At 53.7% G+C, this 17,754-nt stretch carries 17 protein-coding genes; 1 reads left to right on the plus strand and 16 read right to left on the minus strand.

Features of this window, described 5'->3' with window-relative positions; all coding sequences use genetic code 11:
- Positions 1–4: 4 nt before the first annotated feature.
- The 10 genes from PCH01S_RS10745 to PCH01S_RS10790 all read right to left on the minus strand — a co-directional run bounded on the left by PCH01S_RS10745 (position 5) and on the right by PCH01S_RS10790 (position 9,225).
- Positions 5–670, minus strand: a complete 666-nt coding sequence (locus tag PCH01S_RS10745) for an HAD family hydrolase (protein WP_042229164.1) — start codon at positions 668–670, stop codon at positions 5–7.
- Positions 671–698: 28 nt separating this feature from the next.
- Entirely contained in the window at positions 699–1,118 is a 420-nt protein-coding gene (locus PCH01S_RS10750; RefSeq protein ID WP_042229166.1) for a hypothetical protein, read from the minus strand.
- A gap of 36 nt (positions 1,119–1,154) precedes the next feature.
- Positions 1,155–1,349, minus strand: coding sequence for a DUF6199 family natural product biosynthesis protein (locus PCH01S_RS10755; protein WP_327195112.1), 195 nt, complete (start codon positions 1,347–1,349; stop codon positions 1,155–1,157).
- Between the two features lie 103 nt (positions 1,350–1,452).
- Positions 1,453–3,354, minus strand: a complete 1,902-nt coding sequence (locus tag PCH01S_RS10760) for a lamin tail domain-containing protein (protein ID WP_042229169.1) — start codon at positions 3,352–3,354, stop codon at positions 1,453–1,455.
- Between the two features lie 216 nt (positions 3,355–3,570).
- On the minus strand, positions 3,571–4,173 hold the full coding sequence (locus tag PCH01S_RS10765; RefSeq protein WP_016423882.1) for a glycerol-3-phosphate responsive antiterminator: 603 nt from the start codon (positions 4,171–4,173) through the stop codon (positions 3,571–3,573).
- A gap of 194 nt (positions 4,174–4,367) precedes the next feature.
- Positions 4,368–5,159 (minus strand): HAD-IIA family hydrolase, encoded by a 792-nt coding sequence (locus PCH01S_RS10770; protein WP_042229170.1) that lies wholly within the window; start codon positions 5,157–5,159, stop codon positions 4,368–4,370.
- 72 nt (positions 5,160–5,231) lie between these two features.
- Positions 5,232–6,002 carry an MBL fold metallo-hydrolase gene (locus PCH01S_RS10775; RefSeq protein ID WP_042229171.1) on the minus strand — a complete coding sequence of 257 codons (771 nt, stop codon included), beginning with the start codon at positions 6,000–6,002 and terminating at the stop codon, positions 5,232–5,234.
- A gap of 14 nt (positions 6,003–6,016) precedes the next feature.
- Positions 6,017–6,829 carry a carbohydrate ABC transporter permease gene (locus PCH01S_RS10780; RefSeq protein WP_042229173.1) on the minus strand — a complete coding sequence of 271 codons (813 nt, stop codon included), beginning with the start codon at positions 6,827–6,829 and terminating at the stop codon, positions 6,017–6,019.
- Between the two features lie 20 nt (positions 6,830–6,849).
- The gene (locus PCH01S_RS10785; RefSeq protein WP_042229175.1) at positions 6,850–7,746 is read right to left on the minus strand and encodes a carbohydrate ABC transporter permease; all 897 of its coding nucleotides are present in this window, start codon (positions 7,744–7,746) and stop codon (positions 6,850–6,852) included.
- A 162-nt stretch (positions 7,747–7,908) separates the two neighbouring features.
- Positions 7,909–9,225 (minus strand): ABC transporter substrate-binding protein, encoded by a 1,317-nt coding sequence (locus PCH01S_RS10790; protein WP_042229177.1) that lies wholly within the window; start codon positions 9,223–9,225, stop codon positions 7,909–7,911.
- A 378-nt stretch (positions 9,226–9,603) separates the two neighbouring features.
- On the opposite strand from PCH01S_RS10790, the gene bluB reads away from it, so the two are divergent.
- Positions 9,604–10,251 (plus strand): 5,6-dimethylbenzimidazole synthase, encoded by a 648-nt coding sequence (gene bluB / locus PCH01S_RS10795; protein WP_042229179.1) that lies wholly within the window; start codon positions 9,604–9,606, stop codon positions 10,249–10,251.
- 103 nt (positions 10,252–10,354) lie between these two features.
- On the opposite strand, the gene PCH01S_RS10800 is transcribed toward bluB, so the two are convergent.
- The 6 genes from PCH01S_RS10800 to PCH01S_RS10825 are packed head-to-tail and all read right to left on the minus strand — an operon-like array spanning position 10,355 to position 17,719.
- On the minus strand, positions 10,355–11,152 hold the full coding sequence (locus PCH01S_RS10800; RefSeq protein WP_042229182.1) for an NUDIX hydrolase N-terminal domain-containing protein: 798 nt from the start codon (positions 11,150–11,152) through the stop codon (positions 10,355–10,357).
- A 14-nt stretch (positions 11,153–11,166) separates the two neighbouring features.
- Positions 11,167–12,168, minus strand: coding sequence for an MBL fold metallo-hydrolase (locus PCH01S_RS10805; protein ID WP_042229183.1), 1,002 nt, complete (start codon positions 12,166–12,168; stop codon positions 11,167–11,169).
- Between the two features lie 40 nt (positions 12,169–12,208).
- Entirely contained in the window at positions 12,209–13,654 is a 1,446-nt protein-coding gene (locus PCH01S_RS10810; protein WP_042229185.1) for a CoA-acylating methylmalonate-semialdehyde dehydrogenase, read from the minus strand.
- Positions 13,655–13,663: 9 nt separating this feature from the next.
- Positions 13,664–15,643: a sialidase/neuraminidase family protein gene (locus PCH01S_RS10815; RefSeq protein WP_042229187.1), complete on the minus strand. Its 1,980-nt coding sequence runs from the start codon at positions 15,641–15,643 to the stop codon at positions 13,664–13,666.
- Between the two features lie 27 nt (positions 15,644–15,670).
- Positions 15,671–16,672: a cysteine peptidase family C39 domain-containing protein gene (locus PCH01S_RS10820; RefSeq protein WP_042229188.1), complete on the minus strand. Its 1,002-nt coding sequence runs from the start codon at positions 16,670–16,672 to the stop codon at positions 15,671–15,673.
- 33 nt (positions 16,673–16,705) lie between these two features.
- Positions 16,706–17,719, minus strand: coding sequence for a hypothetical protein (locus PCH01S_RS10825; RefSeq protein ID WP_042229189.1), 1,014 nt, complete (start codon positions 17,717–17,719; stop codon positions 16,706–16,708).
- Positions 17,720–17,754 lie beyond the last annotated feature (35 nt).

Raw genomic sequence — 17,754 nt, forward strand, 5'->3', positions numbered from 1 at the left:
GCTCTTAACGTTCTAGCGCAGCACCCGATTCTCTTACCAGCTCCGTCAGATCCCGTGCGCTCTTTAATACACGGTCCGGCTCCGGATCAAATCGTGCGGTCTGAACGGTCTCGAACCAGTGAGCTCCAATCGTCATCAATCCGGCCGACTTTCCGGCTGTAATATCCGCGCTGCTGTCTCCGACGAAGATCGCTTCCTCCTTAGACAACCCAAGCAGCTTCAGCACCGCAAAAATCCCCTCGGGATCCGGTTTCGGCCGTTCCACCTCGTCGCCGGATACGGAGAAGCAGAAATACTTCTCAATTCCCAGCTTGTTCAAGCTAACATCGAGGGCTCTTCTGCTCTTGCCCGTTATGATGACCATCCGGACCCCTTGCCCGTTTAAATCCTCCAGCATATGTACAATGTCCCGGGGCATGCTCACTCTTTCATGAAAATGATTTTCATAAAAAGCATAGTAATCCGCTATGGCCGCTTCCGCTTTGGATGAGTCCGACACATTCCTCCGGATGATGTCATCCTCCGTGGGTCCGAATATGGCCGTGATCTGCTCGTTGGTCAGCGTCTCGTTTTCGTACGTTTCAAAAACGCAGCGGAAAGCGTCGAAAGAAAGCGGCAGTGTATCCGCCAGCGTGCCGTCGAAATCGAAAAGAATCGCCTGAATCGGCATGGGTGGGTCCTCCTTTTATAAGAAACATTCAAGAATTCAGCATACGCCTGCTGTGCAGCATCAGGTTGGTCAAGCCTCCGAGGAGTGTGCCGAGCACAACACTCACAAGATTGATCCCCGTCGTAATGAACCAAAGTATTCCGGCTCCTAAGTCATCTTCCGCGACCGAAAAAAACAGTCCACCGATGAAAAAAAACAGCAAGGAGCCGAGCGGGCTCAGTACAAAGAGAAAAGCCAACACAGCCCAATATTTCGTTCTAAAACATGCAAAAACCGGGAGCGCGTAAAAAATGGTCAAGACAGCCACAGCGAGACCTAAGCTTTCTACTATCGCAGAGTACTTATAAGCGCTTAGAAAAAGCAGCTCTCCACCCGCTCCGTGAAGAAAACTCAAAAGCACGGTCAGCCCGAGTGTGCCGAACAACGTGCCGTTCCATTTTTTTATCAATTCTCTTCCCCCTTTAAATGCTGCGCATGTTCACGCTTACAGCCGGCTAACCACGATACAAGCTATTCCGACCAGCAAAAAAATCCCACCGCCCAGCCTTGTGGAGAGCAGATACAGATCGGACGGCTCCGTTCCGTCGTTGGATTTCCAGCTTTCCTTAACGGTCCATACGGCCCCCGGCGCGAGCAGCATCACAAGACCGACCGCGATCAGCACGATATAGATGAAAATGGCCTTATCACCCTCTTCCCTTGTTTCCTATATCTTACATCCCCTTGCCTTTTCCCGCAAAATAAAAAACCGCCCGCTTCCGAGAAGCGGACGGCCGGGTGATTTACATCTGGTCCCACTGGTTCCAGTTGATTTTGAGAATGCGGTCCATGATGTACGTCGTCGTGTACCGGTATTTGTTCGCACCGGATTCGAACAGGACGAACAGGTCGTCGCCCACCGGCACGATGCCCTCGGTCATCGGGACGGCGGTCAGCTTGCTGTTCGTAGCCTTGGCGGACTGCCCGTCGAGGAACCAGACGGGCACGCTTGTCCCGCCCACGGTTCCCGTGGCGTGAGCCGGTTCCTGCAGCGGGTTGTTGTAGCGGTACAGCGTGCTGTCGTTGCCGCGTCCGTAGGACTGGCTGAGCACGACGGAATTCTGCATAAACGCGATGCCCTGAATTTTCTCCGTGATGGACAGGAGATAGTCCGGTACCGCAGCCGTGCCGGCGCTGCCGTTCCACTTGTCCGAACGGATCGTATCCGTGACCGGATCGAGCCGATATCCCGCGGTCCAGGCGTAGTGCTGCACGCCGTCGCGGCCTACGAGCTTGTGGCTCGGGTCGGTCGGGTAGCTCTTCGCTTCGTAGAACTCGCCTACCCAAAGAACGCCGTCGGCGAACGTATTGAACGCCGCATCCACCGGCACCGGAACGGAGCCGATGAAGGAGACTTCGCCGTTGTTCTGGGCGCCGGTCACATCGCTCAGCCGGAGCTGGTGCAGCGCCCCTTCGGAGGCGATCCACACGTGATCCCGGCTGACCGCCACGCCGCCGGCATGTCCGGTGTACGGAGTGCCGTCGCTGTTATACAGCACGACGGATTTGACGTACTGGTTCGTCGAAGCGTCCGTGACGGTGAGAGTCGCGGGGCGTCCGTCCTCCAGGTATGCCACAGTGAGCAGCCAGTTGTTGGCCCCGTAATACGCCATTCCCTGCGGAACGAGATCCTGTTTCAGTCCCGGAACGACCGGACCGTCGGAGCTGATGTTCCACAGGCTCTGGTACTTGCTGTCTTTCGGATTGACGGCTCTTTCTTCCTGCGTGATCAACTGGTGGGAAGGCGTAACGGTAACGGACGTTTTGGCCGACTCGTTCTCGGACAGATCCACGGCGCTGATCTGGAACGTATACGGCTTGTTTCCGATCAGGGAGTAAGCCGTGAACTCGCGCTGCGAAGCGGGCACCGTATAGAGCAGCACTCCGTTCTGGTAGACGTTGTACTGGAACACGTCTGCCTCCGGGTTCGCCGACCACGCCAGCTTCGCGCTGCCTCCGCTCGCCACCGCCGTAACCCCCGCCGGTGCCTGGGGCGCCTGATTGTCCTGCTTCGGACGGGCCGGGGCTTGTCCGGCAAGGAGTCTGCCGGGTGTCGGCGCCTGCAGTCCGGCGATCTTCTGCATCGCCGTTCCGCCTGCCGCCGGATAGCGGTAGGTGATCGTCTTGCCTTCGGCCACATCGTCGGCCGTGTACGAAGCCTTGACCGCTTCCGCGCCCGCCGGGTCCAGAATCGTGACGGTCTGCGTTCCGCTGTTCGTCAGGCCGCCGACATTTTCAATGATGTGAAGCTTGCTGTCCGGCACGTACTTGCTTGCGTAGGAAAGGGAATAATAGCTGTTGAACGCCTCTTTGCCAAGCGGAGCGATTTCGGCTCTACGAGTCCAAACCACGCCGGTCTCCCAAGGCCCCAGCTTGTAGGACTGCGCGATTTGAGCGTTCCAGCTTCCGGCTTTGAACCGGTAGCCCTGCAGATCGACCTGCACGGCGCTGTTGTTGTACACCTCGATGTACTCGAAAGCGTCGTAGCTCGCGAAATTGGTCGTATCCGGCACCAATTCCGTAATGAGCAGCTTCGGCATGGCCGCTGCCTGAACGGACTGAGTCGGCAAGACCGGCAGGAGCGGAGCCGCCGCCAGGGCCAGAGTCAAGACGCCGGCCATCTTTTTGCGTAAACTTTTGCGCATTCTTCATCCTCCTAGGCGTATCGATTATATGAAAAACGGCCGAATAAAAGCGGATCGTGTTTTCAAAGCCATCCACAAGTATTCAACCGTTATTTCCCAAAGGAGCCGCGTACGCTTACTTCCCGCAGAAACGATACAAAAGCATCTATAGAAATCCCTTGAATATCCTAACGCATCCGGCGCCGCACATCTAATGAAGAAATTGTTAAGGCGGCTCTAGCGGTTTTCATCCTGCCAGCGCCACAATTCCTTACTGGACGTCGAGATGCCGATAACCCCGCTGCCGAGAGCGGCGTTAAAGTCTTCCAGATCGGTCATCAGACCGCCTGCAATAACCGGCACATCCACTTCGGCCCGGATCCGCTTCATAATCCGCGAGCAGACCATTCCCGGAAGAACCTCGATCGCGTCAGGCTGGGAGCTTTTTGTCATTTTGATGCCGTTATCCAGCGATACCGAGTCGAAAACGAACAGCCGTTGTACGGTAATCAGGCCGTATTTTTTCCCTTCGGCAATAATGTTGTTCTTCGTCGTGACGATCCCGTCGATGCCGATTTTCTCCGCCATATAGGCGACTCCCGCTTTGTCTTTGCCGATTCCTTCGATCAAGTCGAAATGGACAAAGGACAGCTTCCCGGCTTCGCGGATTTTTTCCACAATGCCTTCGATCATAAAAATATCCGATTTCAATATAAAGACGATATTGGAGGAGGTCTGCAAAATGCCCGGCAGCTCCTCCGCATTCATCAAGCTTGTAATCACGGGTTTCTTTTTCAGACAATAAGCCACTCGCTGTGCACGTTCTGTCGTCTCTTTCATCCTCATCACCTCATCGTTGATTAAACATTCTCCAGGTCTCCGGTCCAATCAAACGTTCAGCACCTTCAGTCCCTTTAGGCAAGTGACATGCCGGTTGATCCGGCTGCCTCTAAGTTGAATCTCATGTGACCACCGTCATGTGACTCCGAGCAGCGCGCTTGGAGCTTCGAGCGGTGCGGTCTCCCGGCGGCGGGTTACTGGGAAGAACAGCCTTGCTTCACAATAGCGTGAACGGAAGGCAGCACGTAAGTCGGCTTAAACTCGGCCGATGCGACATCCGCTTCGCTCGTAATGCCCGTGAGGACAAGCGCGGTGCTCATTCCCGCCTCGGCTCCCATCCGGATGTCCGTCTCCAGACGGTCTCCGGTCATCAGGCAATCCTTCGCTTCCACCTGCAAAATTTCGAGCGCGGTCAGCGCCGTCATGACGGAAGGCTTGCCCATAATCATCGTGACCTTCTTGCCGGTCGTGCCTTCGATGGCACCGATCATTCCTCCGCAGTCGGGAACGTCTCCGCCCGGCATCGGGCAAGTTCTGTCTGGATGGGTCGCAATCGCCTCGGCCCCGTGCTTGATCGCCTGGTAAGCGAAATCCAAATGGTTGTAATGAAAATCGCGGTCCCAGGAAATGACGACGACACCGGTTTCCTCCGGCGTATCCGCGAAGGAGATGCCGTTTTCCAGAAATTCTTCCTTTAGAATCGGCTCTCCGATGACGTATACCTTTTGGCCCGGATAGTGATTCTGCAAATAACGGATCGTGACGAGCGCGGGATTCAGCATCTGTTCCATGCCTATCTTCACCCCGAATTCATGGAGCTTTTTAACGTAGTTTTCACGGGATTCGATCGTCTTGTTCGTCAAGAACAGAAGTTTCTTCCCTTTGGACTGCAGATGATGGATCGTTTCCACCGCTCCTTCGATCGCATGATCGCCCAAGTAAATCGTTCCGTCCAAATCAAATATGTACCCCGCATAATGATCCATCTCTTCACTCCCTCTCGCTCACAATAAGCCCTCGTATTCTGCCGGATACGGCTGATTCTCGGGCGCATTCCCCTAGTCAATCGAATTTTCACCGGACAAAAAAATTCTTTCCAGTTCCCGGCCCAAAAATATTTTGGAAGAAACCGGCTCCGGTATTTCCTTCAGCAGATCCTCGTAAGGCTCGTCGTCCGTCAGGTGCACGAGTATGCCCCGGCCGATTTTGCTCCAGTCGTAGTAACCGGCAATGTCGCGCAAGGTGCTGTGCATCGCCAGACTTCTCTCCGCCGTCGTCGATTCGTGGATAAGCAGGTCGATCCGGTCCATGTCCCGAATGAGCGGGTTCGGCATCGTATCCGTTGAATAAACGAATACCGTTCCGCCGCATTCCACCCGGATGCCGACGGCCGCAACGCCGTGCCTGCTCGGAAAAACCGACAGAGCCGTTTCGCCTTCTTTCCATAGAAGTGCAGGCTTCTCCCACTGGAACGCCCGGACCGAAATCTCGAAAGCAATGGGCCATTTCGTCAATTTCATCAGGTCCAGCCAGTTTTGCAGCCATTCTTTCTCCGACTCGTCACAGTAAATTTCCAGCGGATCTTCACGACCGTCGATCCACATCCCCCACAGCAGGGAGGGCAGACCGTAAATATGGTCGATATGAACATGTGTAAACACCACCCGCTTGACTTCGTGCGTCGTAAGTCCGAGTGTTTTCAGCTTCCCGAGCGGGTTGCCTCCGATGTCAATAAGCGTGCTCCCGGACGTATCGCGCACAAGCAGATACGTATTGTCTCTATCCCTGCCCGAAGAAGCACACGCCGTCCCCATTAAAATCAGTTCCATGTCTGCGCGCCCCCCTACTTGATACCGGAGTGCATAAAGCTGTCGACGAATTGTCTCTGGAACACGAAGAACGCGATGAGCAGAGGCAGGATCACCATCAGCGTCGCTGCCGTGACCGTTCCCCATTGAGCGCCGGTTTCAAACGACTGGGCGAAAATCGCGATCCCTACGGTAAGCGGACGGGATTCGACGGAGTTCGTAACGACGAGCGGCCACATGAAATTGCTCCAGTGAGTACTCACGGAAATAAGGCCGAACGCGATGTAAGTCGGTTTGGCGGCAGGCAGGTACACGTACCAGAGCGTCTGCCACCATTTGCAGCCGTCCACCCGTGCCGCTTCGTCCAGATCAAGCGGAATCTGCTTGAACGTCTGGCGCAGCTGAAACACTCCGAACGAGGAAGCCCAGTACGGCAGCATGATCGCCAGCTTCGTATCGACGAGATTCAGCTCTTTCATGATCGTGTAGTTCGGATAGATCAGAATGTCCGGCGGAATCATGATCTGCGTCAGGAAGATGATGAACAGAATGCCGGAGCCGACAAAATTCAACCGGGCAAACGCATAGGCGGCCAGCGTGATCGTAACGAGCTGAACGGCCAGGATGCCCACAACTATGACGATCGTATTCCAGTAATACTGGAGGAACGGAATCGTTTTCCAAGCGTTGATGTAGTTCACGAAAGTCGGATTTTCGATCGCAAACGGATTGGCCCTTGTAATGATTTCTTCCGAAGGCGTGAAGGAAGTGAACACCGTCCATACCAGAGGGATCAGGAAGGCGATGGCAAGCAGAATAATAACCGTCCGGTTGATGACTTGATGCATAAGGTTGCCTCTCCTTTCTTCTAGTAGTGGATTTTTTTATCGAGATAAGCGTAGTTGAAAATAGATACGGCAAGCAGAATGACGAGCAGGATAACCGTTAGCACGGATGCTTTGCCCATATCCCAGAAGCTGAACGCCGTTTCGTAAATGTGATAGAGCAGCAGGTTGCTCCCGTTGTCCGGACCGCCCTTAGTCATAATGTACAGGTGATCCACCAGCTTGAAGGAATTGGTGACCGCGATAATAAACACGAACGTCGTGGTAGGCATCAGCAGCGGAAACGTGATTTTGCGAAAAACTTGAAAAGGGCTCGCGCCTTCCAGCTTGGCGGCTTCATACACTTCCTTGGGCAGACTTTGCAGTCCCGCCAGGTAGAAAATCATGAAATACCCGGCTTCCTTCCAGAGAACCATAAGCATCATGGCGTACATAACCCACTCGGGACTGCCGAGCCAGTTGGGGCTATCGATTCCGAATACACCGAGGAATTTGTCCAAAAGCCCGTAATCCGGCGTATAAATGAACAGCCAGACGTTAGCGATGGCAATCATCGGAATAATCGTCGGGTAGAAAAAGGCGGCACGGAGCAGTCCGTTGCCCTTCAGCTTGTTATTCACCCAGATGGCCATGTAGATGGCGAGAAAAATGCTCGTCGGAACCGTGCCGACCGCCAGGAGAAGGTTGTTCTTGATGACTTTCCGGAACACATCATCCTGCAGGACGGATTTATACTGATCGAGCCCGACAAACGTGCTGCTTTCGAAGTTGGAGCTGTAGAAGCTGAGATAGATCGACTTGAGCGTCGGGTAGAACGTGAACAAGGCCAGGAAAATCAGAGAAGGCAAAAGGAGCGCATAAGCGAACGCATTCTCTTTCCAGTTGAATTTATTCTTGATGGTTGCGGTTCGTTGAGCCAATAAAATCACCCGTTTCTTCACATGGAGAGGTTGGTCGAAAACGACAGGAAGCCGCAGGTCGCATTAGGCGATCCCATAGAGAAAGAAGGATTCCTTAACGCAACTGCGGCTTCTCATCGTCTCTAGCCGAACATGTTTTAAGTTAGTTGAAATTAGTTAAAGTTATTTAAAATTTTTCAGAATGCCGTCCGCCGCTTCCTGCGATTTCTGCAAAGCTTCTTTCGCCGTCATCTTGCCGAGCAGCGCCGCCTGAATATTGTCGTTAAACAGCTTGGTTATCTGGCCGTTCTGGTACGTGGAAAGCTCGCTGTCCGCGTATTCCAGTTGATCTCTGGCTACTTTGGCCTGCGGGAACGATTCGATGTACTTTTTCAGCTGATCGGTTTCGTAAGCGGCTTTCGTCGTGCCGACATATCCGGTGTCGATCGACCACTGGGCCACACGCTCCGGCTTCGTCAGGAATTCGATGAATTTGACGGCCGCTTTTTTGCGTTCTTCCGGGATATTTTTGAACACATACAGGTTGCCGCCCCCGGTCGGGGAACCGAATTGTTTGTTGGCCGGCAGGAAAGCGACGCCGAAGTTGAATTTCGCATCGGTTTTGACTTTCGTCAGGTTGCCGGTCGTATGGAACATCATGGCCGTTTTGCCGCTGATGAAGTCGGACGGCACCGTCGCCCATTCGATCGCCCCGTTTGGCATGACCTTATCCTTCTGTCCCAGGTCCATATAGAACTGGAGCGCTTCTTCTACGTGCGGTTTGTTGAAAAAGACCTGCTTGCCGTCGCTCGACATAATGTTGTCGCCGGATTGCAATGAGAGCGCTTGCAGCATCCAGTATTGATAGCCGGTGCTCGGGATTTCGACCCCCCACTGCGACACTTTACCGGATGCGTCCGTTTTGGTCAGCTTGGCCGCAGCCTCCCGGAGCTCGTTCCAGTTTTTCGGCGCTTTTTCCGGGTCCAGCCCCGCTTCCTTGAACATGTCCTTGTTGTAGTAAAGCACGATCGTGCTGCGCTGGAACGGAACGCTCCAAACGGTGTCGCCGGACTTCGTGTTGCCGAGGAACGCTTCATAGAAGTTGCCGAAATAGTCCTTCGAGAACCGCGGAGTGAGATCCTCAATGGCTTTCATCGAAAGCAACGTGTACAGATCCGTGGACAGAAGAACCGCCATATCCGGGGAGTTGTTGCCCTGAACCGCCGTAGCGACCTTCGTCATCGTATCCTGGTAACTGCCGCCGTAAACCGGTTTGATCTTAATGTTCGGGTTTTCCTTCTCAAAATCTTGGGCAAGCCCATCGATGATTTTCGTAATCGGTCCGCCTACCGCAACCGGGAAGTAAAACTGAAGCTCGACGGGTTTGCCGTTGTCTCCGCCGGAACCTTTATTGTCTGTAGACGCCGTATTTCCGCCTCCTCCTCCGCAAGCTGAAAGGAGCATCGCAAGCGCGATCATAAGGACCATTAGTTTTTTCAAGAACGTTCCCCCCTGAAATTCGTTAAAGTGTGTAAGTCTGTGCCGGTTTGAGTGAACTTTCATCTTATTTGAAAACGCATTCATTTCTTCGCGGTATCCCGGACGCGATCTCTCCTTTCTATAAATAGGCATAAGAAAAAGAAGCCTCCAGCATAAAAACACCTCCGAAAAGGAGTATGCATGAAGGCTTCTCATTATCTCTAGCCATCGTTGGATCAGGTGTGATATTTGACTCCATATTACACGGAAGCGGTTTCATTGGCAAGAGGTTTTTGTCAAAAAAAAATCATAATAGGAAGGAAATTTGTTCCTCTCCTCTTTTTTAATCAAACCGATCTCATCCAAAAAAGCATATAATGGAAATGGAGGTGAACACACATGTTCAGCAGTGAAGAAAGAGAAGCGCTTTATAAGATTGTGTATACCCGGCGGGACGTCCGTACTTTCCGCAGCGATCCGATTCCGGATGAAACCGTTATCAGGCTGCTGGAAGCCGCTCATCATGCCCCTTCCGTAGGATTTATGCAGCCGTGGAATTTTATCCTGGTGGAGTCGGATGAAATCAAAGAACGGCTCGCCTGGGCGGCCGACAAAGAAAGAAGGGCGCTGGCCATTCATTACGAAGGGGAGCGCCAGGATCAATTTCTGAATTTAAAAATCGAGGGCCTGAAGCAGGCGCCCCTGACCGTGTGCATCACCTGCGATCCGACGCGCGGAGGTTCCCACGTGCTGGGACGCAACTCCATCCCGGAGACGGACATGATGTCCGTCGCATGCGCAATCCAGAACCTGTGGCTCGCAGCCTGCGCGGAAGGTCTGGCAGCCGGCTGGGTCAGCTTCTACAAGAAGAACGATATCCGCGATATTTTGGCGATTCCGCCGCATATCGATCCGCTCGCTCTAATCTCCATCGGCTACACGGACCACTATCCCGCCCAGCCGATTCTCGAAACGGCAAACTGGGAGAAACGCCGGGAGCTGGACGGCCTGATCTACCGCGAAACGTGGGGACAGCGCGGAAACTGAACAAGGGAGTATTCCTTCCGGAATGCTCCCTTGTTTTTTTGCAGCGTCGCGGTATGCGGTTGTAAGGCACGCGGGTTCTGCTGTTGCAGCACTCGGCCGTGTGTTACCGGACCGTTTCCGCCGCTGTGCGCCCATGTTCATTCCCGCTCTGCTCCAGGTAATCCGCGGCAAAATGAAAGCCGCGCTCGAGCAGCAGAGGAATGACTTTATCTAACGTACGGACGGTTTCTTCCCGGGTTCCTCCACCGTCATGAAGCAGAATCATGCTGCCGGACTCTGTCTTTTCCTCAATAAGACGGACCATGTTGTCCACACCGGGGAAAGACCAATCATACATTTCGAGTTCCTCGGACCACATCATAATTTCGTAGCCCCGAGCCCGGAGCAAATCGATAGTCCCCTGATTCAGCAAACCGTACGGAGGGCGGAAAAGAACGGGCGCAAAACCGACGGCATCCCGTATGGCTTCATCCGTCAGGGACAGCTCCTCGTTCAACTCTTTCTCATTAAGGAGGATCATGAAAGGATGGGTGTAGGTATGATTGCCGATCGCATGCCCTTCATCCACTATCCGCTTAACGATGTGCGGGTGCTTCCGGACCCTTTCTCCCATTAAAAAGAACGTACTGGTGATGCCGTATTTCTTTAAAAGATCCAGGATCTGCGGGGTATAAACCGGATCGGGGCCGTCGTCAAACGTTAAATAAATTTTGTTTTCTCCGTTCGGAACTCTGCGAGGGAGATCCTCATGCGGCTCTGTGTAAAGAGAAAGCATCTCTTGCGCCACTCCCTTAATAACCTCGTATCTTTTCAGATCGCAGCTGTCCGAGGCATAAGTAAGGCCCGCTTTTGCGCTTACGAAGATATAATGTGCCCAGTCCACTATTTTGTTTGCTTCCAATGCTCCTCATCCTTTCATGGGTTCCGATTAGCATGTGCGGGTGCACGTCTGTAATAAAGCCGCCCGTCCGCTCCCGCTTCCGCCGGTTTAATCAAGTTCAGGCTCTGCAAATAATTCAGGCAAGCCAACATTTCAAACAGCTTAAAACGGAGCTGTTCCGCGTTTACCGGCACAAAGAACACGAGACAGCACAATTCAAAGGCGGTCATCGGCTTGTCCATCCGGGCCAGTATATCGTCAATGCGCTGCCGGTACTGGGCCGCAATATCGGCCGCACGGGCGTTGTACTTGCGGAAAGGAATCATATGCCCCGGATAAGCCTTCCGGACAGGCAGTTCGGCATGCTCCTTCAGCGAGCTGAAATAGGAGCCGAGCGGATTCTCGTCAAATCCGAGCGTGAAATTAAGGTTCGGCAGCATTTTCGGAATCACATGATCCCCGCAAAAAATGAGCTGCTCTTGTTTGTCGTACAGACAGAGATGTCCTTCCGCGTGGCCGGACACCAGCTCGGCTTCGAAGATCGACTTACCGAGCGCAAGTTTATCGCCTGCACGTATAAATTCCGCATCCGGATGAACATTCACAGACTTCACGTAATGCTTCAGTTCCGGCGCGGTCACTTCCAGCAGATGCCGTGGAGCTCCGTGCCGGGCGAAAAGCTCCAATACCTCTTCATCGTAAACGGAATCCGCCGACCAGATCCGCGAGGCCTGAAGGAAACAGGACTCCGTCATCCGGACCGATGCTCCCGTCACTTCCTGAAGCCTCGCTGCCAGCCCGTAATGATCCACATGATGATGAGTGATAATAATGGAGGTGATATCGCGCGGAGAAATCCCCAGATGTCTCCAGGCTTGCTGCCACAAGCCGAATGTTTCTTCATCGGGCATTCCCGCATCAAGCAGCGTATAGCCGTCTTCCCCGCGGATAAGATAAGCGTTCAGCCACTGCAGGACACTGCCGACAGGCAGCTTCACACTGACAATCTCCTCGGTTTCCTGCTTGAGCAGCTCCATTCGTCACACTCCTTTCCATATGCACCGCTTCAGGCTGTACTCAGGCTTTCACCGTCATTACCTTCTTGCGCGTATAAAATTCCAGTCCGTCTTTCCCGTTCACATGCAGATCGCCGTAAAAAGAGTTTTTGTAGCCGGAGAAAGGGAAAAGCGCCGTCGGGGCAGGTACGCCGATGTTCACTCCCAGCATTCCGGCGTCTATTTCCTCGCGGAACTGGCGGACAGCCGCCAGTTGTCCGGTGTAAATGCAGGCACCGTTGGCAAAAGAAGAACGGTTGGCTATCGCAATCGCCTCTTCCAGACTGTCCGCCTGCATAATGGACAACACCGGTGCGAAAATTTCATCCTGCCAAATCTTCATTGCCGGTGTAACTTCGTCAAAGACAGTCGGGCCGAGGAAATAGCCCGCTCCGGATGCGGCCCCGTCTTTTCTGCCGTCCCGCAGCAGAACGGCGCCTTCCTGTTCGCCGGAACTCAAATAATCCAGGGTCCTGTCTTTGTGGCTTTGACGGATAAGGGGACCCAGCTCCGTTTCCTTATCTTCGCCGTTGCCGATTTGCAACCGATCCGCCGCGTCAATCAGCCTCTGTTTCAAGTCGTCGCGGTCTCCACCGACCAGAACGACGACGGAACAAGCCATGCACCGTTCGCCTGCAGATCCGAAAGCCGACTCGATAATACTTTTGACCGTAAGCTCCTCATCCGCATCCGGCATAACAATGGAGTGGTTTTTGGCTCCAGCCAGCGCCTGAACTCTTTTTCCGTGCTGTGCCGCCGTTTTGTACACATATTCCGCAACCGGCTGCGAGCCGACGAAGGATACGGCTTTGATCTCGGGATGCTCCAGAATGCCGTTCACCACTTCGCGCGCCCCGTGTACGATATTGAACACGCCGTCGGGAAGCCCCGCTTCCGTGAACAGCTCGGCAAGCCGGTTAGCAAGCAGAGGCGTGCGTTCGGACGGCTTCAAAATGAACGTATTGCCGCAGGCAATCGCCATAGGAAACATCCAGCACGGAACCATCATGGGGAAGTTAAACGGTGTGATGCCCCCCACAACCCCAATCGGGTAGCGCAGCATAGTCGTCTCCACACCGGTACCCACGTCCGGAGTAATCTGTCCCATCATGAGGGACGGAATACCCGCCGCAAATTCCACGCATTCGACACCGCGTTGGACTTCCATATACGCATCTTGCTGGGATTTTCCGTTCTCCCTCGTAATCAGAGCGGCGAGCTCGTCCCAAGCTTCAACGAGAAGCTGCTGGTATTTGAAAAGAATCCTCGCCCTTTTCTGGACCGGTGTGTTTTTCCAAGGCAGAAAGGCGGCTTTCGCCGCTTGAACCGCCTCGTCCAGATCCTTGCGGGTTGACAGCGGAACCTGAGCGAGAACCCCGTCGTTCGCCGGATTATAGACCGTTTCGGTCACGGACGAAGAAGATTCCTGCCAGCTGCCGGATATATAGTTTTTTAATAAAATGCTCACAGAAGCACGTCATCTCCTTTCGGCTTGCACACGATTTGAATAACGCGAACTTTGAAGCTTCACATAGCGGATGCAGTAGGCGGAGGGAAGGAGCGGCTCGTCCGGGATGCCGAGGTCCCCGCCGTCCAAGGGCGTGTCCAGGGAGACACGGAACGGCCTCTCGCCTACTTTGAACGCGACGGTTCCCGCCTTCGCTGCATGATACTCAAAAAGCTTTCCTGCCGGCGTCCCGTCTATGGAAAGGCTTAAGCTGCCATTTTCCGGATCGATGGACAGCACGCATTCATACTCGGCGCCCTCTTCGTAGGTTTGTAAGAATACGCGGCTTTCTTCTTGCAGGACCGAAATACGTCCGTCCGTGCTCCAATGGAGCCAGACGGCCGTTTCGCCCCGTCCATCGGTCAGTTCGATCGTAAGCGGTACCGTTCCGATGGCAAGGGGCCGGATACCGATCGTCACATCCGTTTGATGGCCGGCCCTGAAAGCGAAAGCTTTCTCCACCTTGACGTAGTCATAGGGGTCACGGCTGCTCAAGATCAGGCCGGAATCTCCTCTTAAACGGATCTCCGACCATTTGGGCCGATAGATGCTCCAGCCGTCGAAATCTTCCAGGCCGGAGCTTGAAAGAGCGGGCATTTCGCAGAGCTGTCCGGCTGCGGATACGGGACCGGATCCATCGGTGTCCGGCGCCGGGGCCGCTGCTTTTGCCGTTTCAATGGGAGAACCGGACAAGCCGTACACTCTTCCCCCAAGGGTCGAGGCATCCGTATCGGTATCTGTATCTGTATCCGTGTCTGCCGTAGGAGCTGCCGCATCTCCATCATCGTGGAAATCCGGCACCAAGGGCACCGGAATGCGGGCTACCCAAATATCCTCCTTGTTCATGCTGTAAGTGACCCAGATTGCGTCCTCTTCCGGTGTGCCGTTTCCGGACGATATTCCGCGGACATAATTCAACCCGTAAAATTTGTAAAAGCCTGTATAGCGGCGCGGGGGAACTTCCCCTCCGATTAACCGGAGCTTGTCGAAATGAAGCCCGTCCTCGCTTACGGCTGCGGCCAGCGGCCAGCGGTACGCGTTGTTAGGGCTGGGATTGTACAGCAGCGCATATTTGCCGTCCGGCGTTTGCTGGCCCCACAGCTTGCTACCCGCTGTGACCAGACCGTCAATTTCCCCCGTCTCTGTCCAGCTTTCCCCATTGTCTTCGCTTAAAGCATATTTCCCGTTTTTGCCGATACCGGCTACCTTGTTACCGGGCAGGGGATAGCAGCTCAGCGCTTTGTAACCCGCAAGCGGATAAAAACCATCCTCGCTCTGATCTTCTTCCCACCACTGAATCGTCGCCAGCCTGTCTTGCAGTAACAGCCGGCATGCCTCGACAAACCCCTCATCCGGCGATTCCGTATACAAAGGATAGCTCGTGTTACCGGTATTCCATCCCGCATGGACATTCAGCCGAATGAAATAAATGGGGCCCATGGACCCGTCCGGGTATATCTCACGAACGACCCGGCCGATTCCGCGGCCGTCATTGGGCATTACGGAAAGAACCGGACAGATGCCGTAGAAGCCCAGCGTCAGCAGTCTTCCATCGGCTGCCGTATAAAATCCCATACGCTGATGCATGACGGCAAGGCTGCCTTTCGGCAGGTCAGCTCCGTCCGGGCCGCTATATACCCCCTCCGGTATTTCATAGGAAGGAAACGCAATCACCGGTTCGGTCCATTCCTTGCCGTCGGCCGAGCTTGTGATCATCGTCCGGGCGGGAGGATGATTCTCTTCCACGGGACATGTAATATACTGCAAATAAAACCGCTGCCTCCAGAAAGCCAGCATAGGTGCATTATGAAAGGTCCAGCCAGGTCCCCCTTCCAGATCAGGCTTAAGCCTGCAAGCCCGGACCGCCTGGTAATGCCGGACGCCTGGAACAGGCTGGAGCCTTCCGTGGTGCCGGGAAGCCTCTGTTTGTTCCGTTCCGATATATTTCATATCTTAGTGCCCTCCTTGGCTGCCTTTCTAAGATTCCTTGGAGAGTGCTGCCGCAGCACCGGTAGTTTCGAGAAGCGCCGCCCAAAAACTTCTCTCCCGGGAAAGAAGCGGCACGGCCAGGGTCAGGAGCTGATCCCGGTTAAACCTTCTTTTCAACGAAAACTTCGCCTTGATAAACACATTTTTCGCTTTGAACCAGCCTAGTGCCAAATCCTCAAGTTCCTTGTCGAGCGTCTGAAAATCAGCTTCCCGGATAAACCCTGCATCCAGTAAATAGCGCAGCATAAGCCGGTTTCCCGTCTGTCTGCTTTCGATAATATTGACGCCGACCAGTCCGTTGGTCATGCTCTCTTCAAACTTGTCCGGTTCCGGCGTTCCCTCCCACAAATGCTCCGTCTGCAGGTTGTCCAGCTCTCCGATCAGCCTTTCCGCATGACGGCTCAAATCGGAAAGTTTGAATTCGAAAGGCGGAATCTGGTCCTTCAACCGGATCAAAGAACAAGGAGGCTCCTGATAAGCCGGATTATTCTCCGTCTGCGAGCTGAGAAAAGCCTCCTGAAGACGTTCGGGTGGAACTTCAAAATCCCGGAAACCGTTGATATCGTCATCCAGCACCCGGTATACCGAACGCTCCGCATCGTAACCGGTGATCAGGGAGTAGTGGTACCAGTGGTACTGTTTCCAGGCGAGCGAGTTCGGAATCCAGTGAAATAAATCCACGTGAACGACCGGGAGCTGACCGCTGTCCAGCAGTTCGCCGATTTCTTCCCCGATTGCCTGCGGATTCCGGAAATAGTAAGGCTCCCACTCTCGGATAAAATCATTGAAAACCTCATTCTGATACTTGAGCGGGTGGTCCATCGTTAAATAAGTGAATGAAGGATCAACTGCGACCTGATACGTGTAGTGGTTCAGATAAGCAGCCGTCCGGTAGCTGGAATCGTTTGAGACGGCAATGGAATAAACCGTGTTCGACACGCAGTTCATCCAGAAGTCGTTAAACGGGCGGAGAGATTGGTTATACGTCAACGCAGCGCGCTCCCTTCTTAATCGAGATGAAATTCAGCCCGGTATCATAGCCAGTCTTTCCAGCCAAAGCTCCAGAACCTGCTTTTCTTTCAGCGCCATCGCATCGAGACTCTGTATGATCTGTTCGATCAGACGCGCGCTTTGAGTGAGCTCGTATTTGAGCAATTTGTTTCTCAAGTTGAACAATTCCTGTTCCATTTGCCGGTATGCTTCCTGCACGATGTCCAGACCGGAATGTACGGCTATCCCATGCTCCAGCATGTATTGAAGCCGGACTCCCATGACCTTCTTGTGCTCCCAGAGGATATGGAGGTACGCGATATTCGTAACGACAGCACCTTCCCTGTCCAAAATGCACCTCAGAGACTCCACAGCGCTTTTGTATACGTCGAGTCCGAACACCAGTTGAGAACGCTCGGGGAGTGCAAGACCGGTATGCTTATCCGCCGAGTCTACGTACTGGGTCAGAAGCGGGATCACCTTGTCCAGTTGGAATTCCGGATTGAAATCTTCTTTCGGCTTCAACAGGAAAACATCCGTAACGGGAGAGTGGACGATCCCTTTGGCAATGTCGGCAAAAGGAACGGTTGAAGAAGCGAACAGTCTGCTTTTGTTAAATCCGAGAATCTGAAAAGTTTGCTCCTCCAGATCGTATCCATAGATCAGCGCTTCCTGGATAACGTGTTTTTTACCGTGGAAAGGGTTGTCCGCCACATAATATTTATCTACATAGGCATACACGTACTGGTCCCGGTCAATGGCTTCCACCGCCTGCCGGTGAATGTCCGGCTCTTTTCCCGCCGCTTCCGGCACAATCGTCAACACTTCACTGAAACAGCCGGGCTCGTCCGCGTTATAGAAACGGATTTCCGCGACTTGCTCTTCCCGGGTCCTGGTCAGCGAATAAGCCTGCAGCTGTATAAAATTGTTGAGCATCCAGGGCATATAAGAACCCGCCGGACCGAGTATGCTCAAAGGAAACGCGTAATACATGCGTCCATGGATGGGAGGTATCTCCACAGGCAGCACTTTAGTTCCCGTTTTCACGCGCCTTCACTCCTTCTTAAAATTGAGGGCAGCCT

Origin of the sequence: Paenibacillus chitinolyticus NBRC 15660 (assembly GCF_000739915.1) — a bacterium.
Lineage (GTDB): Bacteria > Bacillota > Bacilli > Paenibacillales > NBRC-103111 > Paenibacillus_F > Paenibacillus_F chitinolyticus.